The sequence below is a fragment of the Dactylosporangium sp. CA-233914 genome, from assembly GCF_050942935.1.
Taxonomy (GTDB): Bacteria; Actinomycetota; Actinomycetes; order Mycobacteriales; family Micromonosporaceae; genus Dactylosporangium.
Window position 1 is genome coordinate 806,302 of the sequence record NZ_CP192030.1, and the last position, 23,621, is coordinate 829,922.

Annotated in this window: 26 protein-coding genes and 1 tRNA gene; 21 read left to right on the plus strand and 6 right to left on the minus strand. The window is 66.9% G+C overall.

Annotated features, from left to right (window positions below; all coding sequences use genetic code 11):
- Positions 1-153: 153 nt before the first annotated feature.
- The 3 genes from ACQPY0_RS03685 to ACQPY0_RS03695 form a co-directional block, all read right to left on the minus strand.
- Positions 154-1,098 carry an SEC-C metal-binding domain-containing protein gene (locus ACQPY0_RS03685; protein ID WP_432984602.1) on the minus strand — a complete coding sequence of 315 codons (945 nt, stop codon included), beginning with the start codon at positions 1,096-1,098 and terminating at the stop codon, positions 154-156.
- Between the two features lie 339 nt (positions 1,099-1,437).
- Positions 1,438-2,007, minus strand: a complete 570-nt coding sequence (locus ACQPY0_RS03690; protein ID WP_432984605.1) for a hypothetical protein — start codon at positions 2,005-2,007, stop codon at positions 1,438-1,440.
- Between the two features lie 238 nt (positions 2,008-2,245).
- Positions 2,246-3,010, minus strand: a complete 765-nt coding sequence (locus ACQPY0_RS03695) for a hypothetical protein (protein WP_432984608.1) — start codon at positions 3,008-3,010, stop codon at positions 2,246-2,248.
- A gap of 240 nt (positions 3,011-3,250) precedes the next feature.
- On the opposite strand from ACQPY0_RS03695, the gene ACQPY0_RS03700 reads away from it, so the two are divergent.
- From ACQPY0_RS03700 to ACQPY0_RS03735, 8 genes are all read left to right on the plus strand, one after another.
- Positions 3,251-4,738, plus strand: coding sequence for a BTAD domain-containing putative transcriptional regulator (locus tag ACQPY0_RS03700; protein ID WP_432984611.1), 1,488 nt, complete (start codon positions 3,251-3,253; stop codon positions 4,736-4,738).
- Between the two features lie 216 nt (positions 4,739-4,954).
- Complete coding sequence (locus ACQPY0_RS03705) at positions 4,955-5,233, plus strand: type II toxin-antitoxin system Phd/YefM family antitoxin (protein ID WP_432984614.1); 279 nt, start codon at positions 4,955-4,957, stop codon at positions 5,231-5,233.
- A complete protein-coding gene (locus tag ACQPY0_RS03710) occupies positions 5,230-5,484 on the plus strand; it encodes a Txe/YoeB family addiction module toxin (protein WP_432984617.1) in 255 nt (84 codons plus the stop codon). Before ACQPY0_RS03705 ends, ACQPY0_RS03710 begins: the two co-directional genes overlap by 4 nt.
- A 598-nt stretch (positions 5,485-6,082) precedes the next feature.
- On the plus strand, positions 6,083-6,649 hold the full coding sequence (locus ACQPY0_RS03715) for a Uma2 family endonuclease (protein ID WP_432984620.1): 567 nt from the start codon (positions 6,083-6,085) through the stop codon (positions 6,647-6,649).
- Positions 6,650-8,596: 1,947 nt separating this feature from the next.
- Complete coding sequence (locus ACQPY0_RS03720; RefSeq protein ID WP_432984623.1) at positions 8,597-9,559, plus strand: hypothetical protein; 963 nt, start codon at positions 8,597-8,599, stop codon at positions 9,557-9,559.
- Between the two features lie 526 nt (positions 9,560-10,085).
- Entirely contained in the window at positions 10,086-10,484 is a 399-nt protein-coding gene (locus ACQPY0_RS03725) for a hypothetical protein (RefSeq protein WP_432984626.1), read from the plus strand.
- A gap of 293 nt (positions 10,485-10,777) precedes the next feature.
- The gene (locus tag ACQPY0_RS03730; protein ID WP_432984629.1) at positions 10,778-11,677 is read left to right on the plus strand and encodes a hypothetical protein; all 900 of its coding nucleotides are present in this window, start codon (positions 10,778-10,780) and stop codon (positions 11,675-11,677) included.
- Positions 11,678-11,715: 38 nt separating this feature from the next.
- Positions 11,716-12,408 (plus strand): hypothetical protein, encoded by a 693-nt coding sequence (locus ACQPY0_RS03735; RefSeq protein WP_432984632.1) that lies wholly within the window; start codon positions 11,716-11,718, stop codon positions 12,406-12,408.
- 26 nt (positions 12,409-12,434) lie between these two features.
- Here ACQPY0_RS03735 and ACQPY0_RS03740 read toward each other — a convergent pair whose 3' ends face one another.
- Together ACQPY0_RS03740 and ACQPY0_RS03745 are read right to left on the minus strand one after the other, a co-directional pair.
- Positions 12,435-13,112, minus strand: a complete 678-nt coding sequence (locus ACQPY0_RS03740; protein ID WP_432984635.1) for a YdcF family protein — start codon at positions 13,110-13,112, stop codon at positions 12,435-12,437.
- Between the two features lie 33 nt (positions 13,113-13,145).
- The gene (locus tag ACQPY0_RS03745) at positions 13,146-14,363 is read right to left on the minus strand and encodes a helix-turn-helix domain-containing protein (protein WP_432984638.1); all 1,218 of its coding nucleotides are present in this window, start codon (positions 14,361-14,363) and stop codon (positions 13,146-13,148) included.
- Between the two features lie 148 nt (positions 14,364-14,511).
- Here ACQPY0_RS03745 and ACQPY0_RS03750 point away from each other — a divergent pair, with 148 nt between their 5' ends.
- The 13 genes from ACQPY0_RS03750 (at position 14,512) to ACQPY0_RS03810 (ending at position 23,509) form a co-directional block, all read left to right on the plus strand.
- A complete protein-coding gene (locus ACQPY0_RS03750; RefSeq protein WP_432984641.1) occupies positions 14,512-14,676 on the plus strand; it encodes a hypothetical protein in 165 nt (54 codons plus the stop codon).
- A gap of 11 nt (positions 14,677-14,687) precedes the next feature.
- Positions 14,688-14,945 (plus strand): hypothetical protein, encoded by a 258-nt coding sequence (locus ACQPY0_RS03755; RefSeq protein WP_432984644.1) that lies wholly within the window; start codon positions 14,688-14,690, stop codon positions 14,943-14,945.
- A gap of 100 nt (positions 14,946-15,045) precedes the next feature.
- Positions 15,046-15,429 (plus strand): hypothetical protein, encoded by a 384-nt coding sequence (locus tag ACQPY0_RS03760; protein WP_432984647.1) that lies wholly within the window; start codon positions 15,046-15,048, stop codon positions 15,427-15,429.
- Between the two features lie 78 nt (positions 15,430-15,507).
- Positions 15,508-16,236 carry a GntR family transcriptional regulator gene (locus ACQPY0_RS03765; RefSeq protein ID WP_432984650.1) on the plus strand — a complete coding sequence of 243 codons (729 nt, stop codon included), beginning with the start codon at positions 15,508-15,510 and terminating at the stop codon, positions 16,234-16,236.
- A gap of 137 nt (positions 16,237-16,373) precedes the next feature.
- Positions 16,374-16,766: a transcriptional regulator gene (locus ACQPY0_RS03770; RefSeq protein ID WP_432984653.1), complete on the plus strand. Its 393-nt coding sequence runs from the start codon at positions 16,374-16,376 to the stop codon at positions 16,764-16,766.
- Between the two features lie 332 nt (positions 16,767-17,098).
- A complete protein-coding gene (locus ACQPY0_RS03775; protein ID WP_432984656.1) occupies positions 17,099-18,706 on the plus strand; it encodes an FtsK/SpoIIIE domain-containing protein in 1,608 nt (535 codons plus the stop codon).
- Positions 18,703-18,954 carry a spread protein gene (locus ACQPY0_RS03780; protein WP_432984659.1) on the plus strand — a complete coding sequence of 84 codons (252 nt, stop codon included), beginning with the start codon at positions 18,703-18,705 and terminating at the stop codon, positions 18,952-18,954. The genes ACQPY0_RS03775 and ACQPY0_RS03780 overlap by 4 nt, the downstream gene beginning before the upstream one ends.
- Before the next feature lie 11 nt (positions 18,955-18,965).
- On the plus strand, positions 18,966-19,136 hold the full coding sequence (locus tag ACQPY0_RS03785; RefSeq protein ID WP_432984662.1) for a hypothetical protein: 171 nt from the start codon (positions 18,966-18,968) through the stop codon (positions 19,134-19,136).
- A complete protein-coding gene (locus tag ACQPY0_RS03790; RefSeq protein WP_432984665.1) occupies positions 19,133-19,636 on the plus strand; it encodes a DUF2637 domain-containing protein in 504 nt (167 codons plus the stop codon). Before ACQPY0_RS03785 ends, ACQPY0_RS03790 begins: the two co-directional genes overlap by 4 nt.
- Positions 19,633-20,016, plus strand: coding sequence for a hypothetical protein (locus ACQPY0_RS03795; protein ID WP_432984668.1), 384 nt, complete (start codon positions 19,633-19,635; stop codon positions 20,014-20,016). The genes ACQPY0_RS03790 and ACQPY0_RS03795 overlap by 4 nt, the downstream gene beginning before the upstream one ends.
- Positions 20,013-21,713, plus strand: coding sequence for a replication initiator (locus ACQPY0_RS03800; protein ID WP_432984671.1), 1,701 nt, complete (start codon positions 20,013-20,015; stop codon positions 21,711-21,713). The genes ACQPY0_RS03795 and ACQPY0_RS03800 overlap by 4 nt, the downstream gene beginning before the upstream one ends.
- A 34-nt stretch (positions 21,714-21,747) precedes the next feature.
- Positions 21,748-21,954 carry a hypothetical protein gene (locus tag ACQPY0_RS03805; RefSeq protein ID WP_432984674.1) on the plus strand — a complete coding sequence of 69 codons (207 nt, stop codon included), beginning with the start codon at positions 21,748-21,750 and terminating at the stop codon, positions 21,952-21,954.
- A gap of 13 nt (positions 21,955-21,967) precedes the next feature.
- Positions 21,968-23,509, plus strand: coding sequence for a LacI family DNA-binding transcriptional regulator (locus ACQPY0_RS03810; RefSeq protein ID WP_432984677.1), 1,542 nt, complete (start codon positions 21,968-21,970; stop codon positions 23,507-23,509).
- 35 nt (positions 23,510-23,544) lie between these two features.
- Here ACQPY0_RS03810 and ACQPY0_RS03815 read toward each other — a convergent pair.
- Positions 23,545-23,618: transfer RNA gene (locus ACQPY0_RS03815), tRNA-Pro, on the minus strand.
- Between the last annotated feature and the right edge of the window lie 3 nt (positions 23,619-23,621).

The window sequence follows — 23,621 nt, forward strand, 5'->3', positions numbered from 1 at the left end:
TTTTCGGCCCCCCGCTGAGATCTTCGCGCGTTATTGGCCCATCGGGAGACACGCCTGGTCATTGGCGTCCGCTGCCCGGCTCGCCCCGGGGCCCGTTCGTCCCTTTCCGCGGCGACGTGAGGTTGCCGCCGAGCACCGGCTGGCCGACCGGGTTCAGGACCGGTTTCGAGGGTCGCCGCAGCATTTCTTGTACTTGCGCGCGGAGCCGCACCAGCATGCCTCATTCCGGCCTGGCGGCCACGACATGTGCCGCCCCTGCGTGCGTGCCCGCTCGGCATAGGCCAGGCGAACCTTCTCCTCAGCCGGATCCCCGCCGCTCTCGTCGAGGTAGGCCGCGAACCCGTCAACCGAGCCGAGAATCAGCGTGACCTTCGCCAGGCCTTCCTCCCGGGTCATCCGGTGCAGCCGCCGCTCCACCCCCGGGTGATGGCCGATGGTGTCGGGTGGGAACACCGACGGCCACCGGCGGGAAGCCCGCTCCTGCTCGTCCCGCTGCCAGACCAGCATCGTGGCATCCATCGGGCCTCGGCGGCTGTAGGCGCGGGCCGCTCGTTCCAGCAGCCGGCCGAACTCCAGACGGTTCTGCTCGGCTACGTCCGCGACGCGGTCCCAGTCGTCGGCGGGCAGCCCCAACGCGCGCCGGCAGCGTTGCCGGCCGAAGAACAACGGCGTGTGTAGCGACGGGCTGCCGCCGGGCTCGCCGATCGCTGCCACCTGGTCCACGCCGAGGGTGGCGATGGCCCGGTTGAACCAGCGCAGTGCGGCCTCGTTGTCGCCCCGTCCTGCCAGCAGTTCGGCCACCAGGCCCGCCGGGCCGGCAGCCACCGGACCGTCCTCCAGCGCTCGTAGGTGTTCCTGCGCCTCGGCGTCGCGGTCCTGCTCGAAGTACAGCTCGGCCAGGCCGTAGCGGGCGTAGCCGGCGTCCTCGCCCCCGGCGTCGATCAGTTCATGCCACAGTGCGACGGCGCGGTCGGGTTCGCCGGCCTGTTCCCACTGGTCGGCGGCCTCCAGCAGGATCTCGCCCCGTTCCTCGGGATACCGCGCCGCATCCTGTTCAAGCGCAATAGCCCGGTCGCGGGCGGTCAATGTCTCCGGCACGACCCGTCACCCTACCGGGCGGCCGGGTCGGGTCCGGCGGGCGGATACTGCGGCCGGGTTGGTTGATGTCGGCCGGGCCGCCGGGTTGGCACGGCGACGTCATCGCCCCGACGATTGGGGGCCGGGTGTTCCGTACCAGAACCAGCGAGGAACTTGCGGTGGTCGAGTGGGCCACAGGCGAGCGGGCTGTGAGCCGACGCCGCGACCGCGACGTGAGACGAGCACTGGCGGTCCTGGCGGAGTTCGGCGCGCTCGGCATGAGCGGCTCCGCCGACGCGCCGTCGTCACCAGCCGCCCGCCGAGCCCCCAACCCTGGCGACCCGATCCTCCACCTGAACGTCACCCTGCCCTTGTCGCAGGCAGCAGCCCGGCCCACTCCGGCACCTCGTCGAGGAGGTCATCAACGGGCAGCGTCACGCCGAGCTTGGTGCACTGGTCGATCACGACGTGTGCGCGCTCGACCGGGTAGTCGGGGGTGTACTCCAGCAGCGTTTCGGAATTGGCTTCCCGGCACGCATAGAGTCCGCAGAGGATACCGGCTGCGATCTGGGCGGCCGCTGCTGTGAAGCCGAGTTCGGCGCGGCGGGCGAGGTCGTCGAGGAACGGCTGGAGATCCTCGTCGAGGATCTCGTCGGCCGCCTCACCCGGGTCGACGTAGCCCCGGCCGGGATGGTAGCCCGCATGGCTGTTGAGTTCGTCGATGTCGTGGGCGTTCAGCGCATCCTCGATGTCCGAGGCGATCGAGTCCCGGTCCTGTTCGATCAACTGGAGCCGGGCCAGCTCCTCGACCTGCTCACGCAGTTCGGGTTGGGCGGTGAGGAACCGGCCGAGCAGTTCGCCCTTCTCGGCGAGTGTGAGGGACGCCAGCGCGGATGCACGGTTGCGCGGCGCGGCGCGACGCGGAGCCAACGAATCTCCTTGATGTGTCCGGCGATGTCATGCACTGTATCGGGGGCCATTGGGCGAGGACGAGCGCGGGTTTGAGGTGGCGCTGGGGTCGATCAGGACCCGGGTCGGCACGCCGGCGTCGGCGAGCCGCCCGTCGAGGCCCGCGCAGAGTTCCTCGGCGACGTCCGCGACCTGGCCCTGAGGTGGCTGAGCGTGCGCATCGGTGCCCCCGTGGCGCCGATGCGCACGCAGCTCACTGCTAGCTGTACATGGCGGCGGGTGCCTCGACCACCTTCGAGCCGGTCGGCTTCGTGATGGTGACCGGCGAGCCGAAGTCCGAGAACTTCAGGTCGTACTCGCCGTCCTTGCCGTCGTCGATCTTGGGCAGCGTGGCGTCGAACTCGGTCAGGTAGCCCTGCTCGTTGACCGACGCGGTGAACTTCACCGTGTTGGCCCGGTCGGCCGCGGTCGCCAGCACGTAGTCGAGGAACTTCTGCGAGCCGGCCGTGGCGCCCTGCGCTTTCGTCAGGTCCAGGGTGCCGGTGAACGAGCCCGGCGCGGTCAAGCTGACGTCCTTGACGCCGGTCAGCAAAGTCAGCGGCGCCAGGACGTCGGCGAACATGGCGAGCGGGCTCTTCGCGTCGAGCTTCGCGATCTTCAGGTGCATGGTCTTGCCCTTGAAATCGCTCATGCCGGCGAGGTACAGGTCGTCGGGGGTGGCGATGATCGTCATGCGATCGGTGCCCGATGCCTGCGCGATCGACCCGATTTTCTGCTTCGCGTCGTAACTACCCGTCAAGTTCTCTTCGGCCTTGTCGCCGGCGAGGACCACCTTCAGGTTGACCCCGGTGGTCTTGGCGACCGCGGCGGCCAGCACCGTTGCGGGTTCCGGCGCCGGAGACGCTGCGGACGAGGCAGGCACGGCCGTCGACCCACCGGCCGCCGTACCGGCGGCCGAGCAGCCGGTCAGCGTGGCGACCAGGGCGGTGCCGAGCACCGAACCGACGATGAATCTGGACAGCATTCGTCCCTCTCATGGATCGTTCTCTCAGGCGACCGTCGGCCGCCGACACATCGTCAAGGAGCCCGCTGTCGACCGACTGCCGTCGCGCTGCCGGGCACTGCGATCGCACTGCCGTCGGCGGGTTGTACCTGGCTGGAGGGTCTGCCAAGCCACCCGTAGACTGTCCGGCGGCATGGGGAGGTCGGGGTGGCCGGGACGCCGGACGGGCAAGAGCTGCCGCGTTTTGAGATTCTCGGGCCTGTGCGCGCCTGGCGGGGCGAGGCGGAACTCGACCTCGGGCCGGCGAAGCAGCGGGCAGTGCTGTCCGCGCTCCTGATCAACGCGAACCGGCCGGTCCCGACGGCGCAGATTGTGGACACGGTGTGGCAGGCGGAGCCGCCGGAGAACGGCGCGAACGTGGTGCAGAAGTACGTGGCCGGGCTGCGGCGGGTGCTGGAGCCGGACCGGTCGCCGCGAAGCCCGGGCAGCCTGCTCGCCTTGACCGACGCTGGATACCAGCTCTCGGTCGGCCCGGAGCGGCTGGATGCCGACGTCTTCCACAGCCATTTGCAGCAGGCGCAAGCCGCGCGAGCGGAGGGCCGGCTCGCCGACGCCAGCGGGCTGCTGCAGCGCGCGCTGGGACTCTGGCGAGGCAGCGCGCTTGCCGGGTTGTCCGGCGCGCCGTTCGACGCGACCCGGGACCGGCTCGCCGAGAGCCGGGCGACCGCTCTGGAGTCCTGGGCGGCACTGGAGATGGAGCGCGGCCACCACGCCCAGCTCGTACCGAGGCTCGCCGAGCTGGTCGTCGAGTTTCCCTTGCGTGAGGAGCTGCGATACTTGTCGATGCTGGCGCTCTACCGGTGCGGCCGGCAGCCGGAGGCGCTGGCCGCGTTCCGCGACGCCCGCCAGCTGCTCGCCGACGAGTTCGGCGTCGAACCCAGCGAGCGGCTGCAGGAGCTCCACCGCGGGATCCTGCGCGCGGAGCCCTCACTGGCCGCGCCCGAACCGCCACGTCTGGCGGTCAACGGCCACCAGCACCAACCGCCCGCCGTGCTGCAGCCCGCTGTACTGCTGCCCGCCATGCCGCCGCCCGCCGCACCACGATCCGATCGCTTTCCGGTCTGGCTGGCCTGCACCATCGCGAGCGCCATACCGCTGCTGACGTGCGGGTTGACGAGCTGGGCGGTCGTCGGCGTCCTCGCCATCCGCTACCGCAGCCGGATGCTGGGCCTCGTCGCGGCGGCGTTCCTCGCGCTGCTGGTGTTCTTCGCAACGGCCATGGAGTTGGACGGGCCGCAGGACGAAGCCGGGACTTGGGCGAGCGTGGGGGTGCTCGCCCTCCTCGTGGCGACCGTGGGTGGCTCGCTGGCCGGCGCACTCATCACCATCCGCCCGCCCGGCCGCCTTCCGGAGCCGTCCGCCGCGGTCGAGCTGGCCCAGAGGGTACGGCGGGAGCAGGCGCGGCAGCTCGTCAACCACCACCCGTCGATCGCGCGTGAGCTGCGCATCGGGCGGCCCGACCTGCCGCGCACGTTCGACGACGGCGGCCTCGTCGACATCAACACCGCCCCGGAGACCATCATCGGGTCGCTGCACGGGATCGGGCCGGACGACGCCCGGCGGATAATCGCCGACCGGCACATGCGCGGCCCGCTGGCCTCGGTCGACGAGCTGGTCACCCGGAACCTCGTGCACTGGTCGGTGGCCCGGACACTGAGCGAGACCCTGGTAGCGGTACCGCCCAACTGACCCGCCGCGCCCGCGGTGAACTCGTGTACCTGATGTTGGAGCGCGCCGGCACGGTCGCCGCCACGCAGCGGACCCCGCCCTTCGCGAATCTGTGCGTATCCGGGAGCCCAGCGTCGGCCGGATCGACAAGCTCCTGCGCAGTAAACCGCGTCGCCACCTGACGCTCAACCCGTCGGGTTGTACAATTTCCTGTACGTAAGCTTCAGGGGAGGCGCGATGCGCACGGTCACGTACTCAGAGGTTCGGCAGAACCTGGCCAAGGTGCTCGATCACGTCGTCGACGACGCCGAGGAGGTCGTGGTAACCCGATCGGGCCGTGAGGCTGCGGTAATCATCTCCCTGCGCGAGTACGAGTCGCTGAAGGAGACGGCGTATCTGATGGCCAGCCCGGCCAACGCCCGCCGGCTCAACGAGGCCGTGGAAGAACTCCGCAACGGGGGCGGCGAGGTTCACGATCTGATCGACCCCGACGAGTCGTCCGCGTCCGCCGCGTGAAGGTGCAGTTCGCCTCCCGAGGCTGGGAGGATTACCTCAGCTGGCAGCAGGACCGGCAGATGCTCAGACGGGTCAACGCGCTGATCGAGAACATCCGGCGAAACGGCTATCAGGGCATCGGCAAGCCGGAGCAACTGCCCGGCAACTGGTCCGGCTTCTGGTCGCGCCGAATCGATCACGAGCACCGTCTGGTGTACCGGATCGCCGACGACACGGTGCAGATTGCTCAGTGCCGGTACCACCACGAGTAGCGCGCGCTGGCTGTATCTCTTCAGGCCCGCCGTTACCCGTCGTCCACCCTCTGGGGAAACGCTCATGATCGAGCTGGGTACTCCTCCGGTGCTGATGGACGAGCAGCTGGGCCACCTGGATGGTTCAGTGCAGGCGCGGTACTCCCACGCCACCCGGAGATGCGGGAGCGGCTCAGGGGCGGCCTGACAAACCTCTGGACGCCCGGCGCGAGATCCGGTCCAGCTCGCCGGTGCGGGTGCTCGACGACCTGCTGAGCGAAGGAGCAAAGTCGTCTCCCAAACGGGCCTGGGAGACGACTCAGGGCCGGTCCCTCGCGGTGAGGAAACCGGCCCTGGCCTGGTGTTTCACGAAGTCGGGGTAGCCGGATTTGAACCGACGGCCTCTTCGTCCCGAATTAGGTAAATGGGCATGTCTGGGTAGTGCGATCTTGCGAAACTGCGGGTCAAGGCGTTGGTGCGCGTTGGTCCGTATCGGGCTTCGAGGGCCGGTTTCGCAAGATCGTCTCCCAGATTTCTCCCAGGCGGGTGGCCGCCTGTCGTCGCCGGGGCAGTGCTCATGGGACGCTGGTGGGAGCATGCGTGTGGAGGTGAGTCGCCGATGAGCGTGAGCGTGCTGGAGCACGTCGGGCCGTGGAGTGAGGACGAGTACTTCGCGCTCGGCGAGACGCCGAACCGGGTCGAGTTGATCGATGGGAGCTTGCTGGTGAGTCCGGCGCCGGCTATTCGGCACCAGATCCTGTCCCGCCGCATCGCGAACGCCCTCGACGTCGGTGCTTCGGAGGCCGGGCTGTTGGTCCTGGAGGCGGTCAACGTTCGCCTGGGAACGGGGCGGATCGTCATCCCCGATCTCGTGGTGTCGGATGTTGATGAGGGGACGATGATCAACGCGGTTGACGTGGCCATGGTCGGCGAGGTCGTCTCGCCCAGCAACGCGGGCACTGACCGGTTGGTGAAGCTCCAGCTGTACGCGGCCGCGCGGATCGACTGGTACTTGCTGGTCGAGCCGGAGGTGCCGTCCTCGGTCACGCTGCGTCTCCTGCGCCTGGAGGGTGAGCACTACGTCGAGCACGCGGTGGCTGGCCCCGGACAGACGCTGACGTCTGACGGCCCGTTCGTAATTCGCCTCGACACCGATGCGTTGGCCGCGCGCCGCGCCTCGTCCTGATCGGCCCCCCCAAGCCCCTCCGTATACCCGTCGTCCACCTTCCGAGGAACGGGCCGGCGGCGGGGGCTGCCCTCGTGAGTACGGACCGCGACGTCCGCGATCACGCTCGGCGGCCCCCGTCGCCGGCCCGTTGGCTTTGCCTGGACGGCGGGGTGCGGAGGGGCGCCCACCGGAACCCTGAGGCCCCCGGCTGGAGGCCCCGCCGGAGGCAAAGAGCGCAACTGGGCGCGCAGCTGGCAGGGAGCGAAGCGACCGGTGTCCGCGGGAGCGGCGGTATGTAGCCCGGCGGACCGGGGTCCAAGAACTGCGGAACCATCGACGGCCCGGAAGCTCGCTGGGCTCATATCTAGTGCTGCTGCGGACGGCCCGCGCGTGGGCTTCCGGCCGGCGGGCTTACGGCGCCGGCGCGAAGCGTGGGCGCCGCTTGCACGCCGAGCCGGCTGACCGCGGGCTGCGCCGAAGGCGCCTTGATCTAGTACGGACAAATTCGGCAGCAACAATCAGATGGCCCAGAGGGTCGGGACGTTACCGACGCGGGACGATCTCGTTGCTTTTGCTTGATCGGCTGACCGACACACCACCGAGGCGGCCAGTAGATGCTGTTGCGCGTTGCTGCTTCAATGGCAACTGACTGCTCAGGATTGCAGGAGGACAAGTGGCGCTAACGGACGCTTTGGCAACGCTCGCTACCCTGGCAGGGACCGGCCTAGTTGAAGCTGCAACGACTGACGCATGGCAAGCGGTAAGATCCAAATTTGTACGACTCTTCTCGATGGCCCGTCCGGAACAGTCCGCAGTCATCGAAGCCCGACTTGACGCCACGCGCAGCGACCTGCAGGCGCTAGCAGGTGAGGACCTAGACCGAGCGCGGGAAGTCCAAGCGGAGGCATGGCGTACGCGGGTGGCGGATCTTATTGAGGAGTATCCAAATCTCGCACCGGAGTTGGCGCTTCTTGCGGAAGATCTTCACAGTAAGGGTGTCTTAAACTCGACTACTTCTCAGAGCAATTCAATGATAGTCGGGGGCAACGTGGTCAATTCGTCCAACACGGGCGGGGTCGCTGCTGGCGTGATCAATGGTCCTGTTCAAACTGGAAACCCTTTCACGCCGGGTCGGAGCGAGGCCTGACCGATTCCGGCGAACGTCCGGCCACCGAGTTCGCGCACCACAATGCAGCCAGCTATGGGGGCATTGCCGCGGGTAACATTGAAAGTCTCAGGATTCTGGTAAGCGACCCGCTTATTAAAGAGGTTCTCGATGTTGCAGCCCTACGCAGACGCGGAGATTTCTTCGACTCGAAGATTGCAAGTTACGATCCAATTGCCGACCTCGGAATCCATCCAGCGATTGAGGTTGCTGGTCAACCACAGTTGCCGACATATACGCCGAGATCGGCAGACTCCCAAATTGACTCTCTTCTCGACGCCGGCGGTCTCGTCATTGTTGAGGGAAACTCGGCTTCTGGAAAGACCAGGACAGCCTACGAGGCTGCGTGCCGTGCTATTGCGCGAGGCAAATTCGATCGACTCGTTTTGCCGAAAGATGGCATTGTTCTTAGACGACTCTTGGATCTGGGGTACGATTTCTCTGGGTCGATTGTGTGGCTCGACGACTGTGAGCGCTTCTTGTCAGTGAACGGAGTTGACGGATCTCTCATTCGCGCAGTTTGCCTACCTGGGCAAACTGCAACGGCGGTTCTTTGCACCCTTCGATCACAGGCCAAACAGGCACTCGGAGTACACCCGGAGCAGGCAGATATTCGAGGGGCTTTCGCAATGGATGTTCGGCGAACGTTGGCCCTGTCGCGGACGGTTCGCCTAGATCGGCAACTAAGCGCTGCTGAACGATCAGCTGCAGCAGCTTGCCGCGACGACCCGAGGGTATCGGCAGCCTTGGCTGCCCAAGACGGATCAGGTCTTGCTGAGTTCCTCTCAGCGGGACCAGCAGTGGTTGACAGGTGGCTTTCAGGTCGGGATGGCGTCAACGTTCGCGGTGCCGCGGTCGTCTCAGCGACGATCGACTTCCGGCGTGCCGGTTACCTGGGCCCGATTCCTCGAAAATGGATCAAGGAGGCGTGCGTCGCATATCTGGAGCGCAGGGACGCGCGACGCCTTTCTAATGTCGACTTTCGTGCTGCGCTCGAATGGGCGACGCAGCGGGTTCACGGTGCAAGTTCCTGCATCACTAATGCGGACGACGATCGCTATATCGCGTTTGATTATCTGGTCGACTACGTTCAGTCGAAGTGGTCGCACGATTCCGAGGGGCATGACGATGAGTCGCAACCGATATTCTTTGCGGATCTTGCGACAATTCCCGAGGAAATCTGGCATACGCTGGCGGACAATGTCACTTCGGATGACCCCCAATTTTTGAGCTGTATCTCCGCTGCGTCGGTGTCAGCTCACCCCGGCATTGAACTAAGGTTTAACCACGCCTTGCGCTCTGGGGAAGTCAATGCCGACCAGTTCAATAACAGCAATCAACTGCTGGCCCTTGCGCGAATGTGCCTAAGGCTCAGCGTCTGCATTACTTGCGAAGTCTTGGTGCTCGGCCTCGATTTGAAGGTCCTCATCGATACTCTTTTTGAAACGCTACGACCTCTGCTTAAGAGTCCGAGAGTCCAACCCGGCGCCAACGAAATCGATGCGATCGTAATCCTGGATGCCCTCGCCAACGACAACACTCTAAACGCAGTAGACAGCCCAATTTTTGAGGCCACATCGCATATCGAACAAGGCGACCTTGCAGGTCTAGCTCAACTCCTGCGCCAATATGACCTTACGGACACCGCAGAACTCTGGGAAAGACGGGCGGAGAACCGAGCCACGCCGCAGCCGGAGCCTGTTAGTCGCGTAGACCACGACCTGAGTGGCCGCCGCGTGCTTTGGGTAAAATCGAAACACTGAAGTCATGGCAAGGTACACACGATCCTGCGCCGGATACTTGACCGCCCTGCGCCGGCGACCCAACCGCAGCAGTTGGTACCGGGACTCAGGCAGTTCGAAGTGCTGACAACGGTTTGCCTATCCACACGTCGGCGCATCACCCTCGGACCGCATCCCTGAACTGGTCGGCACGCTGCGGCGGTTCAATCGTCTGTACCCCGTGGAACAGGATTGGCTCGCACCCATTGGCCAGACATCGAACCGGACGGCGACGTCCCGGTCCGGATCGACGCCCCGACCGCAACCCTCTCGAGCATGGGTCCAACCGGAAATCCCCTTGCCGAGACCTCGGCCGGGACCGTCCCTGCCAGAACCGTCCCGGCCTCGCCCGCCCGTCGACGCGATCCGGCGGCCGTCTACCGCAACACCTTCGGCCCGTGTTCTAGCAGACGAGATCGCGGCACCCTGATCGGCACGAGGGTCGCGGCATGAGCGTGCACCAAGGCCGCGGCGGCGCGTGGGGATGTGTGAGTATTTCGTCGTGGTCATGGAACCTCTCCCGAGCTTCGAGGATCTGGTCTGGCTGTTTGAAGCTGAGCCGACCTACATGGACGCGGACGGCGGAGGTTGGACGGAGGGCGCGTACGGGTGGCGCTCTCCGTGGCCGTACACCTCGGCGAAGTTCGAGGCTGTACGGGACGGATATGAGATCGAGTTGAACATCGAACCGGGCTATGAGCAGGTCAAACTGCGGATGCGAGCCGCAGTTGGCGGTGCGGACCTGGTGTGTCTTCAATTGACTGGCGTTCGTACCGTCGGGGTCGACCGAGCAAAGGGTCGAGGACTGCTTCGGGTCGAATTTCCGGACGAAGCGCCGGCAGCCACGCTGTGGCTGCGCATGAAGCCCGATGTCGCACTGCAGTGGGTGTACGACTCATCAAGCTGACCTCATACGCACGGACATCGGCATGTGAGTGAGCGGCCACAGGCGCTCAGGCATCACCGACCGTAACCGAGATGGCCGAGCAACCAAGGCCGGTTGTCGCGCATGTGCTGGGACAGATCCGTCAAGCATGTGGCGGGACTAGACATAACCTATCAAGGGCCGACAAGCTTCTGGTTCAAGAACCATCCGGTCGGGTGGCGCAAAGGCGACTTATGCAGACGCGGCGGTCGTCCCTACCGATGAGATTCCATCAGGTCAATACGCTAATCTGGCCTCTCGACAGAGGAGGCGACGTGGCCCGACAGATCCGATGGGTACGAGCGTACGTCATACATGCGCGCACCCAGGACGGTGTAGTCGACTATGTTGACTTTTTTAGTAGGATTTTCACCTTACCTCAAAGCGCGCTACGCATCCAGATACACCGCGAGCTCGTTATCGCCGTGAATCGTGTGCTCATTCAGGGCGGGATCATTACGGTTCGGTTCGCAAGTGGGAATCCCGAAGAGGTTCCCTTGCTGTACAACGACGAGACAGGTGAATTGGCCATTGCTACCACTCCCGACGGAACATGGCTAGCGTCAGCAACCCATGTAGCAATCGTGCCAGAATCGCGAGTGATTATTGTCGAGGGTACGCGCCGGGGAGTCGGCGCAACGAATCTCGAACGATATTTCTCTAAGGTTGTTCGTGAACGCGGTCTCATGGATCGCGTTACACTCGACATCAGCCCGCTTCCTAGCCCCTCTTTTGAAGAAGAGTTGGATCGGTTCACCCGGATTCGTGAAGCCGTAATCGAGGTTGGCCGCCCGAATTTCGACTGGGATGACAACAACGACATGCTTTCCGAGTTGGCGGCAGATTCTGGCGGACAGAAGGCTCAAGTGGCGGTGGTCGCCGCAAAAGGGCAATCTCTAGAAAAGGTCGGCGGTATAATCCAGGTCATTCGAGAGCACGTCTCGAACGGGCTAGCAAACATTCGCAACGTTAAAATTTTCGGCCGGAAGGAAGATGATCGCGCGGACAGCTCTCTCACCCTAGAAAAGCATCAGTTGCAGGCAACCGTAGATGTAGAAGCGACCCTTGCGCGCGACGTGGAAGATGAGATCGTCTTCGCCGCCGAAATTGAGTTGGCTGAGCGGGCGCAGGCTCTGATCCGCGAACGGGGCGAGCGATCCGAGGCTGAGCGATGATCAACAAAACTGTCGTACCCTCGGCGTAGAGTCAAGACATGGTCACCACGAAGCGCGCTAAGAGCGTTCGCCTCTTGGGCTTCAGCCGACGCCATCTCGGGCGGCGCCTCGGCGATACGCTTCTTCACCGAAACATCGTAATTAGTGCAGTTATCGCAGGAGTCTTAACTTTTGTCTCGTTTCGGCTTGGCTGGATCCCCGCACTAACAAAGGTTCAGGTTAAAGACTTTGCAACCGGTGTACTGGCGTTCACCGCACTCGGATTCGGGGCGGGAACAGCCGCTACGGTCCTCGCCTTGGCAATACCGAAAACCTCTCTTTATCTCGCCATGATTGTTAATGGCCCCGGTGCGCCGAAGATGCGGATTGCAAATGGTGCCGAGGGCTTCCGTGCAGTGCCGGAACCCGGTGCTGACACGTCTGGTGTCGACTACGGAAACGGTTTTCGATCCTCCTACGGCGACTTGGTCTTTGTTTTTCTGTGGACGATGTCAACACAGTTAACGGCGGCAGTGGCAAGCCTGTTGTACATTGCGGTTGCTGGCGACCTGGCGATGGTCGACTGCAGTCACTGCGGGCGATCAAGTTGGAGCTTCGCAGGTGCAATCTTCACAATCTCTTGTGCCATCATGCAGATGGGCTCACTGGTTAAGGCGATTGCCGACTATGCGATCCAACAAGAGACGTTCGATCGCCAAGAGTTGCTTGATTCAAAGAGAACGAAAGACTAGCCCGGCGCGAGCTGTCGGTCACGCGGTCAAAGGAGCCGACTAGTGTATCCAGCGCGGACGAGGCGTTCGTAGGCCGCTACGACGTTGGCGGAAACTTCCTGAGGGATGGCGAAGCCCCTTTGGGCGTAGACCTGAATGCGTTGGGTGTCGCCGACGAGCATGCTGATGACCTTGTTGACGTCGCCGATGCTGCGCACGTAGGTGTTTAGGTCCAGCAGGTTTGAGGCGCAGATGACATCGAGTTCGGACCAGAGCTTCTTGGCGGTCGCGTAGGCGCGGCGCTGCTGGTATGGCCGGGACATGACGATCGCGGATCGCACGGTGATATCGCGGTCGTCGAGGAGCTTGCGGGTCAGCTCGAAGTTCTCCTGCGTGTTGGTAGCTTCCGGCTCGACCAACACCGCGCTGGCCGGTACGCCGTGTTCGATGGCGTACTCGGCATAGTGCACAGCTTCGCCGCGTGGGAAGCGTTCGACCGTCGTCGGGGCGTTGGCGCCGGTGAAGACGAGGAGCGGGTACATGCCGCGGTGGTAGAGGTCGGTGGCAATGATGGCCACGCCCAGGTCGTGGCTGCCGAGGCCGATGCCGACGTCGCACGGGCGGAGTTCGTGGTGCATGTTGTGGTACTCCCACAACGTCTCGACGTCCGCGCGGTGTTCCTCTGGAATCGTGGTCGCTGCGGTGCTCTCGTCGGCATGCGTCACGTCCACACGATAAGCGGTGTGGGCGCCGTGCGCTCAGTCCATGACGTCGAGCCGGCGGGCGAGGTCGACGAGGGTGGCGGAGGGTTTGGTCTTGTTCTGCCGTACCCAGTTCAGGACGAGTTGGCGGCTCATGACGTGGTAGCGGACCTGTTCCGGTGCCATCTTCTCGGCGTCGAGCAGGGTGGTTAGCGCGTCGTCGCTGCGGTTCCATGTGCTGTAGGCCCGGGCGACTTCGAGGGCATGGCGCACCCGGCGTTCCATCGGCAGGGCGGAGGTGTCGACGCGCGGGCCGAGGTCCACGGCGACTTGGACGTCGCCGAGCTCGGCTGCGGTGGCGACCCGGTGGATGGCGACGTTGGTCGGCCCGAACGCTGTCCACAGGTGGTTGGCGTCCTTGCCGATCCGCGTAGCGGCCTCGTCGGCGACTTGCAGGAATGACCGGGTGGTGATGGCGTCGTTGGCGCGGGCGGCGGCAATGGAGCCGGCGAGGAACAGCGTCCCGTAGACCGACAGCATCTCGGGTGTGGCGTCGCGCATGTTCGGTTCGAGGTAGTTGGCCGCGTCGTTGGTGAGCTGGACCGCCTCGCGGTACCGGCCGGTCGACTGCAGGGCGTGGGTGACGGACCGCAGGAGCATGCCGACCACGGCGACGTCGCCAGCGGCTCGGGCCGCGCTCAACCCCCGGTCGGCCGCAATCCACGCGAGATCCGCCTCGCCGATCTTCGTCAGCTGGACCGCGGCGAGCTGGTAGGCCAGGCCGAGCACCCGGCGCGCGGCGTCGAGCTGCGACCCGGTGAAGACCTCGACGGCCGCTTCGGCGTGGGCGAGCAGGCTGGGCAGGCGGCCGGTGACGTACCCGAACCGCGACGCCTGGTACGCCTCCCACAACGTCGACAGCTCGTGCTGCAGGTCGGCGACCGAGGGCGGCTCGACCCGGGACGTTTCCCCGCCGAACGGGGTGACCTTGCGGTAGTCCATGAGGGCGGCGCGCAGGGCGGGCACGGTGCGCATGCCGCTGTCGCTGGTCCACTGCATGAGGGACGGCTCGGCGACCAGGTCGGCGAGGGCGACGTCGAGTGCGTCGGCGAGGGCCTTGATGACGGAGAGCCGGTCCAGCTCGATCCGGTTGTTCTCGACCTTGCTCAGCCAGTCCACGGTCCGGTCGACGCGGCCGGCGAGCACTTCTTGCGACATGCCGCGCCGCCGGCGGTACCAGGCCACGCGCTCGCCGATGGTCAGGTTGTTCGTCATCCCACGCATGCTGTTAGCGTCGCACCGCCTCTCGTATCGACCCCGGAACAATTTTCCGGGGTGAATGCCTGCCTTGGGTAGACGCTTTATCTATGTTTCGGGGTGCTCTGGTTCGGGTCGAGCGGTTGACGTGCCTCGGCGGTGGCCGGTGAGCCGTCGCAAACCATCCGAGTGCAACTCGTGCAAGGGCCGCGGCTGGAAGATGGTCAGCCTGCTCGGGCGCCTGCGCGACGACGAACACCGTGCCGCGTTCGAGGTCCGGGCCTGCTCGGATTGCAACGGCGTGCCGAAGACCGAGCACCCCAACGAGTGAAGGAGGAACGCATGCATGTGCTGCGGGCGCCCCAGGCCGACATCGATCTGGACGTCGGCACGCTGCGGATCTGGGAGGCGGTCGACGACAACGGCGACCCGGTCCTGGTGCTCAAGGATGCCGGGTCCACGGTCGTCATCGAGTTCGCCGACGAGGTCGCGTGGGACTCGGCGATCCGGGCGGCGGAACGGCTCGGCGACGCCGCGCTGATGTACGCCGCGACGCTGCGGGCCGCGATGGCGAAGGCAAAGGTACAGAAGATCAGCTGATGGGCGGCCCCTTGATGTCGGTAGCACCAAGGGACCGCGACCTATCTTCCCATTCCGCGCCGACCGGTCGCGGAGTCAGTGCATGAGGGGGTCGCGTGACATGGCTGTGCAGGACGAACACGAAGACGCGGAGCTGCAACTGGAAGTGGCGCTCGCGCTGCTGCCGCTGATCGGGCGCTGTGTGCGGCTCGAAGACGGCCGGGCAGTACGACACCAGGGAAACCGGCTCGACGACGCGCAGGATCGGCGTGCGCTCGTGCGGGAGGTGGCCCGGCGGTGGAGCACGCTCAAGCCCAATCAACGGCGGCGGTACCCCGGCGATCACGCGCTGGCGATCGTGGCGTTCGCGGCGCAGTACGTGGACGATGTCGAGCATGCTGCGCCGGACGATGGCGACTATCGCGGGGTCGACTACGACGCGTCGCTGGAGGTCGTCTGGCGGCAGCACGTCGAGGCGATCCGCCAGCGGGACGAGGCCGCATGAGGGCCGGATCGACACGCCGCACTCACACAGATAAGCTCTTGACAAGCTATGTTGTCGTCTTCGTGAACGGTGGTCTCGATGCCGATCGAGTACGTGCCACCCAAGTACATAGTGATCGTGAACGCGCTGCAGGAGCGTATCGAGGATGGGACGTACCCGTCCGGTGCGATGCTGCCCAGCGAGACCGCGCTCATGGCCGAGTTCGAGACTTCGCGCCCGACGGTGGTCCGCTCGCTGGAGATCCTGCGCCAGGACGGCTGGATCGACACGCAGCAGGGCAAGGGCCGGTTCGTCCGGTCGAAGCCGGCCAACGCGCGTGCGATGCCAGCGCGGGCGGCTGCGCTGCTGATCAACGAGGCCGAGGGCCGCGTGCGGATCGTCGACGTCACCGAGGTTCCGGCCTCGCCCCGCGCGGCCTCTGCGCTGGACATCCGCGAGGGTGCGCCGGTCGTGGTACGCCGCCGGCTGGTGAGCGTCGACGGCCTAGGGCCGGTGGAGCTGGGCTCGGTGTACGTGCCGGTCGACCTTGCGGAGGGAACGTCGGTGCGGTCGGCGGCGCCGCTACCGGAGGGCCTGCTCCAGCACCTGGCCAAGGTCAAGGGTCTTCGGTTCGGGCACGCCACCGAGCGGATCTCGGCACGCCCGGCCACCGGTGACGAGCCGGAGCTGCTGGACGTCGACCCGGGCGACTGGGTGATGACGCTGCTGTTTTCGGTCTACACCAACGAGGGTCTTCCGGCGTTTGCGCTGGATGTCGCGGTTCCGCCGACGCGACATGAGTTCGAGGACTCGTTCCCGCTTACTTAGCCGTCGCAGAGGCCTTGCTCAATCTGAGATTGGGCAAGGTCGACCACTTAACAAGTCAGGTTCGGTCGTTAAACTGGAGGAACTTAACAAGTCAACTGGTTACCCGGTTGGGTGACCGAAGCTCTGGAGGGCACGCAGTGGCATTGAAGGGTGGAACCCGATTCACGGTCCGGTTCGAGGACGTGTTCCCGGCGGGCTGTGTGCTGGTGCCGGACTCGATCGTCGAGGCGCAGGACTTCAACTCGGCGACGGGTGCTCGGACCCCGGCGGTGGACAAGCTGACGGGTGTGCGGGTGTGGACGGTGCGGGTCATGGACATGGACCCGGACCTCGCCGGCCGGGCGCGTGAGGTGGCGGTGAAGATCTCGGCGCCGGTGCAGCCGGTTCCGGAGTCGTCGGTGCCGTTCGCGCCGGTGGAGTTCGAGGGCATGACCGTGACGCCGTACGTCGGGCCGACCGGGCGGCTCGCGTACTCGATGCGGGCGACCGGGTTTCGTGCTCCGGTCGCGGCGGGCCGGTCGGCGAAGTAGCCGCCGGTTGATCGATTCAGGTTCGGGGCGGTCCGGCTTCCTACGGCATACAGACCGCCCCGTTCCTTCCCTGAATCGCTGTTGAGGCAAGGAAGGCGGGCTTCATCATGCCCAACTCCGGGCCTTCGATCCAGCGTGGCCGGCGACGTGTGTGCGCCGGTCAGCTGCTCCTGCTGATGCCTGTGGCGCGGGATGCGTCTGGGCGGTTCACCCGCTGGTTCACCGGCATGCCGTTGCAGCTGCTCGCGTTCCGCCGCGATGCCCGCGGCCGGTTCGCACCCCTTGCAACGGCTGGCCGGTGAACCCGGGGTCCATTCCTGGGGAGGGTCGAAGTGAAGAACAACGCTCCGCTGATCACGTTCCGGCGGCTGCAGGTGTCCACACCGTGGTGGGTCGTCCTGCTCGTGGTCATTCCCTATCTCGCCTGGCAAGTCGTCCGCGCGGCCGTGCGGCTGGTGCCGGTCGTACGCCGCAACTGGGTCTCGCTCAGCCTCGTCGGCGCCGCCGGGTGGCTGTGGTGGTGCCACGGCTGGCTCGTCCTGGTCCTGGCCCTGCTGCTCGTCGCGGTGCTGCTGGCCGTGTGGTGGTGGCGAGCGCGGGCCTCATGGGAGCGGTTCGTGTTCCTGCCGGCCACGGCGTGGTGGCGGCGGGTATCGCTGTACCAGCTGCACTGGCGTGAGGCGATGACGCTGTGCAGGCTCAGCGAGCGGTTCGACGACACCCGGATCATGCCGCGCCTGCTGCGCGTCCGCTGCACGATGGCGGCGGATGAGGTCCTGCTGCGGATGCCACGCGGGCAGAACCCGGACCTGTACCACAAGGCGTCGGCAAACCTGGCGTACTCCTTCAACGCCCGCGACTGCCGCGTCTACACCGGCCGCCGCACGACTCCGCCGGCCCGCTCGGGCCGCTGGGCGTTGCTGCTGCGGGTTGTGGACCGGATTCGGTTCCGGGACCGGCCCCGCCTGGTCTGGCTCGTCTTCCCGCGCCGCGACCCGCTGCGGCAGATCGTGCCCGCGTTCCCACCGGCCGATGACCCGGACTTTGAGCGGCTGCCGCTCGGGCTCGGCGAAGACCTCCGGGTGTTCGTGCTGCGGCTCCTGGCGACGCACGTCCTGATTGTTGGGGCGACCCGGTCGGGCAAGGGCTCGGTGCAGTGGTCGCTGATCCGCGCCCTTGCCAGCGCGATCCGGACCGGGCTGGTGCGGATGTGGGCGATCGACCCCAAGGGCGGGGTCGAGCTGTCGATCGGCCGGGAGCTGTTCGCCCGGTACGAGTACGCCGATCCCGCGCCGATGGTCGCCATGCTCGAAGACCTCGTGGCGGTCATGCGCGAGCGGCAGTCCCGCATGCAAGGTGCCGTGCGTGTCCACACGCCGACCCACGTCGAGCCGTTGTACGTGCTCATGGTCGACGAGCTTCTGGCACTCGTCGCGCTGCTGCAGGATGTCGAGCTGCGCAACCGCGCCCGGGCGGCGCTGGCGCTGCTGCTGACCCAAGGTGCCGGGCTCGGCGTGCTCGTCATCGGCGCGACGCAGGACCCGCGCAAGGAAGTGGTCGAGCTGCGCGACTTCTTCCCGACCCGGATCGCGTTGCGGCTCAACGAACGCAACCACGTCGACCTCGTCCTCGGCGACGGCGCCCGGGAACGCGGAGCACTCGCTGACCAGCTCTCGGCCGAACCCAGCATGCGGGGCATCGGGTACGTAGTCCTCGACGACCGGCCGGAGCCGCTGCGGGTGCGGTTCGGCTACGTCACCGACGACGAGATTCGGACCATGGCGGTGCAGTACGCCGCCCCGCCCGAACCGGCGCCCCGGCCCGCGCCACGGCAGCGAACCAAACCGGCAGGGCACGTCAACCACCGCTCCCGCCCGGCGGCCGGGCCGCTGCTGCCGGACAGCCTCGCCGGGTTCCTCGACGGCGGTGAACCCGCGTGACGATCACCGAAACGGTCCGCCGGTTCTACCGGCTCCGCGCGCCGCATCCCACCGCGGGCTCGTCCGCGGTGACGGTCCGGGTCACCGACGGCGAAGACCTCTACGTCGCGGTCGGCGCGGGCCGGCGACGGATGTACCTCACCTCGGCGGAGGCGTGGGCGCTGTGGCGCTGCCTGTCCGAAGCCGTCGCCTCCACCGGTGCACCGCCCGACTGGATCCGCGTCCCGATCACCCCGAAGAGCCGATGAGGAGGTCTGCTGTGCGTTCCCACCGCCGCCGGTGCCTGGACCTGGCACACCGGTTCCCCGACATGACCTGCCCACACTGCACCCCCGGCCGCATCGACCAAGCCGACATCATCAGCGCCGCGCGGCGCCGGCACGCCCGCACGGTCGCCGAGGACCGCGACGGGTTCGGGTGGCCGTCATGACCGGCCGCGCCTGGGCCTACCTCGGCACCGCGCTCGGCGGGCTCGGCTCCCTCGCCGCGAACGTCGCCCACTGCTACATCCCACCCACCGGTGCCCCGGCGTCGTGGCGGCCGGAGGTCGGGGCGGTCCTGTCGGCGATGTTCTGGCCCATCGCGGTGTTCATCGCGGTCGAAATCCTCGTCCGCACCGTGTGGCCGGCGGGCTGGTGGTGGCGCCTCGCCCGATTCGCCGGACTACTGCCCGTCGCGCTCGTCGCCGCCGTCGTGTCGTACCGGCACCTGTCCGGGCTGTTCCGCCACTACGGCGAAGACCCACTCACCGCCACCCTCGGCCCCCTCGCCGTCGACGGCCTCATGGTCATGGCCGCCGCCGCACTCCTCGCCGCCCACCCCCGCACGCCCAAAGCACCGGATGTCGAAGAACCGCTTCCTGAGCCGCTGCCCGAACCGCGCCCCGCCCTACACGTGGTAGGCGCGATCCCGTCAGGAGTCGTGCGATGACCCGTGAGCTTCAACCGATTGACCACTACCTCACCGGCCCGGCCGACCAACTGGCCAACGTGCTGCGCTCGGCGTACGCCCGCGGCCACCTGGTGCGCTACGGGAGCCCGCAGCCGCTCGGCAACGGCCGGTACGCGATCGATGTCACGCTCCTCGAGCCCGTCCAGGAGCGCAAGGGCCGGCGCCGCGCTGCACAGGTCGCGGTCATCGTCGCCGGGCTCGCGCTGGCCGGCGCAGTCTGCTGGATTGTGTGGCTGCTCGTCGAGTGGGTGGCGGCGCACCGGACTGTCGTCGGCGCGACCGTCGCCCTGGTCCTCGTCGCCGCCGGGCTCATGGCAGGTAGGCGAGAGACGCACTGCCGAGGGTGTGGGCACTGGTGACCGTCACCGCGCTTACCGGGCTCGAACCAGACGAGCAGCGACCCCGGCCGGGCTCGCGCGCCGCTCGAAGGCTCATCCCCTTGGCGGCCAACGTGGTCAAGGACATGGCGGCCGAATACGGCGTCTGCCTACGCCCGGTCGGGCTACGCCGCACCGACCTCACCACCGGCAAAACCGAGATCATCGACGTGCCCTGCGGCGCGACCCGGGAGGACAAGTGTGCGCCCTGCGCGAAACGGGCTCGCCGCCTGCGCAAGGTCCAGATACGGGAGGGCTGGCACCGCGCCGACGAACCAGCCCCGCCGCCGGAGCCGGCCACCGAGGGGCAGCGGGCGCTGATCAGCCTCCGCGCCCACCTGGAACACGCCCGCGACGAAGCGGTCCGGGCGTCACAGTGGGACCAAGTCGGCGAGGTCGACGACGCCATCCGCGAGGTAGAAGAGGCCATCGCCGCCGAGGGCCTGCGCGGCAGCGTCGCACCGGCCCACGACAAGCCGACGGAACCGAAGCGGCAGCGATCCACGAAGCGACGCCAGGACGCACCCGCCCTGCCCCGGCAGAAGGTCGACCCGCGTACGGTCGGCCGGGTCTACACCGCGCCGGACGGCACCGAGTACCGCCCGTCGATGTGGCTCACGGTCACCCTCGACTCGTACGGACCCGTACGACCCGACGGCTCACCGGTAGACCCGACCACGTACGACTACCGGCGGGCCGCCTGGGACGCGATCACCTTCCCCCGGCTGCTCGACCGGTTCTGGCAGAACTTGCGCCGCTGCGTCGGCTGGAACGTCCAGTACGCCGGCTGCGTCGAGCCGCAACGGCGCCTCGCTCCGCACGCCCACTTCGCGATCCGGGGCACGATCCCGCGCACGGTGCTGCGGGAGGTAGCGGCGGCGACCTACCACCAGGTGTGGTGGCCCAAGGTCGACGAACCGAACTGTCGTCCACTGTGGAATGCCGACGCCGAAACCTGGTGCGACAGCGCGACGGGGCTTCCGTTGACCACCTGGGACGAGGCGCTGGACGCGATCGGGGACGAGCCGGCGCACGTGATCCGGTTCGGCACGCAGATCCGGGCCGAGGGCGTGAACGCGAACGACCGCAACGTGGACCGGACCATCGGCTACATCACGAAGTACATCACCAAGTCCGCGGCCGACTGCCACGCCGTCACCACCGACCGGCGGCGTGACCACCTGGAACGATTCTGGCGGGAACTGCGCGTCACGCCCTGCTCGGAACGGTGCGCCAACTGGCTGCCCTTCGGCATCCAGCCCAAGGACGCCCACGCCCGTCTCCGGCCTGGCAACTGCAAGGGCCGAGTACACCAGCGCTCCACGCTGGGCATCGGGGGCAGGCGCATCCTTGTGTCCCGCGACTGGTCCGGCAAGACCCTCGCCGATCACCGCTACGACGCTCGCGCCTGGGTCAAGGCCCTGCTCGGCGTCTCCGAGGGCGTGGACCAGGTCCCGGTCGTCGACGACCACCAGCCCGGCACCCCCGCGCCGGTCGCCTGGGAGCTGGCGCGGCCGAACGACCCGGACCTACCGCCGATGCGACATCGGCTGCTCCGTGCGCTCGCACAACGCATCCAGTGGCGCAACGCGCTCAACGCGGCCAAAGACCGAGCGATTCAACCCGACCCAGCAACCGAGATGAGAGGAAGCGCGCCGAGTGCTGCACAGGCCAGCTGAGATCGCCAGGATTCTCGACTGCTCTGAGTGGTGGGTGAAGGAACAGGCCCGCAAGCGCCGGATCCCGTTCGCGTGGATCGGCGGCAGTTACCGGTTTACCGATGAGCACCTGGCCGAGATCATCCGGCTCTTCGAAGTGCGGCCCGAAGCGGAGCGGTCGGCGACGCCACGCGCGGTGCCTGCACCAGCGATCGGTCCGCTCAAAGCGCGGAGACCACGGCGTACACAGCGAGCGGCCTGAAGGGAGATGAGGCGTGGGATATGCCGAGAAACGGGGCGGGTACTGGCGTGCCCGGTACAAGATCGAACCCGGCAAGTACGGCACCGTCCAGGATGCGACCGGAGCGAAGGTCGAGTTTCGTACGAAGCGGGAGGCGAAGAAGGCTGCCGACGAAGCCGAGGCGACGGGGCGTCGTCCGGTGGCGCCGCAGGGCCGGATGCGTTTCGGCAACTGGGCCAACGCCTGGTATGAGCGGCAGGACTTGGCGGCGTCCACGATGCAGAACTACCGGCGCCACATCGAGGAGCACTTGCTGCCGACCTTCGAGGATCGGGAGTTGGGCTCGATCTCGTCCGCTGACGTCGACACGTGGGCGAAGAGCGAGCGGGCCGCCGGCTACGCGGAAGCCAGCGTGAAGACCTGGCGGGGCACGCTGCACCTGCTTCTCGCCGATGCCGTCGACGAGGGGCTGATCCCGTCCAATCCGGCTACCAAGCGGAGGGGGAGGGGCAAGCGGGCGGGGCGGTCGCGGAGTCGCGGACCGGAGAAGGCGATCACGACCGCCCTCGGGGTCCTGCTGATTGCTGAGCGGGCGGCGCTGCTGTCCGGGCGCGATGACGAGTTCACCGCGCTCGTCACGCTCGGCTTCACCGGTATGCGGTGGGGCGAGCTTGTCGGCCTGGAGGCCGAGTACGTGCGGCCGGCGGAGGTCCGGATCGAGTGGCAGCTGTACGAACTGGACTCGGGGGAGATGCACCGCTGCCCGCCGAAGGACGACTCGCGGCGGACGGTGATCGTGCCGTCCTGGCTGGCCGGGCTGCTCCGTGCTCAGACGGCGCGGTCATGTAGTTGCCACGGCCGGGCCTACGTGTTCAGCGGGCACCGAGCGGCGAATGGAGCCGCTCGGCAACTGGGACCGAAGCTCGTTGACGTGGCGCGCCGGGCCGGGGTGTCGACCGGCACTGTTTCGGCAGTGCTGAACGAGCGGGACAGCGTAGCGGCGGCGACCAGGGAGAAAGTGGTCAGGGCCATCGCCGATCTCGGCTACGTCCGCGGGGCAACCACAACAACACTGGCGGCACATTGGCGGCGGACCGGGTTCGCGACCTGGCTGTTCCAGCCCGCGGCGACGGGCCGGTATCCGGGGAAGGAGCCCCGCCCGGTGCCGATCCTCGGCGAGCCATGGCCCGGCGTCCCGGTACGGGGTCGTAATGCCGCCGGTCGGTCTGACACCTGCTGGGTGCCTATCGCGCCCGGTTTGACGCCGCACGGGCTCCGGCACACGTACAAGACGCTGATGATCGAGTTGGGTACGCCACCGGTGCTGATGGACGAACAGCTCGGCCACCTGGACGGCTCCGTGCAGGCGCGGTACTCCCACACCACCCCGGAGATGCGCGAGCGGCTCAGGGACGGCCTGACCGACCTTTGGACGGCGGCGCTGGAGGTTCGGCGGGAGATTCGGCCCGGCTCGCCGGTGCGGGTGCTCGACGACCTGCTGAGCGAAGGAGCAAGATCTTCTCCCAAATTTCTCCCAAACGGTCCTGGGAGACGACTCAGGGCCGGTCCCTCGTAGTGAGGAAACCGGCCCTGGCCTGGTGTTTCACGAAGTCGGGGTAGCCGGATTTGAACCGACGGCCTCTTCGTCCCGAACGAAGCGCGCTACCAAGCTGCGCTATACCCCGAGC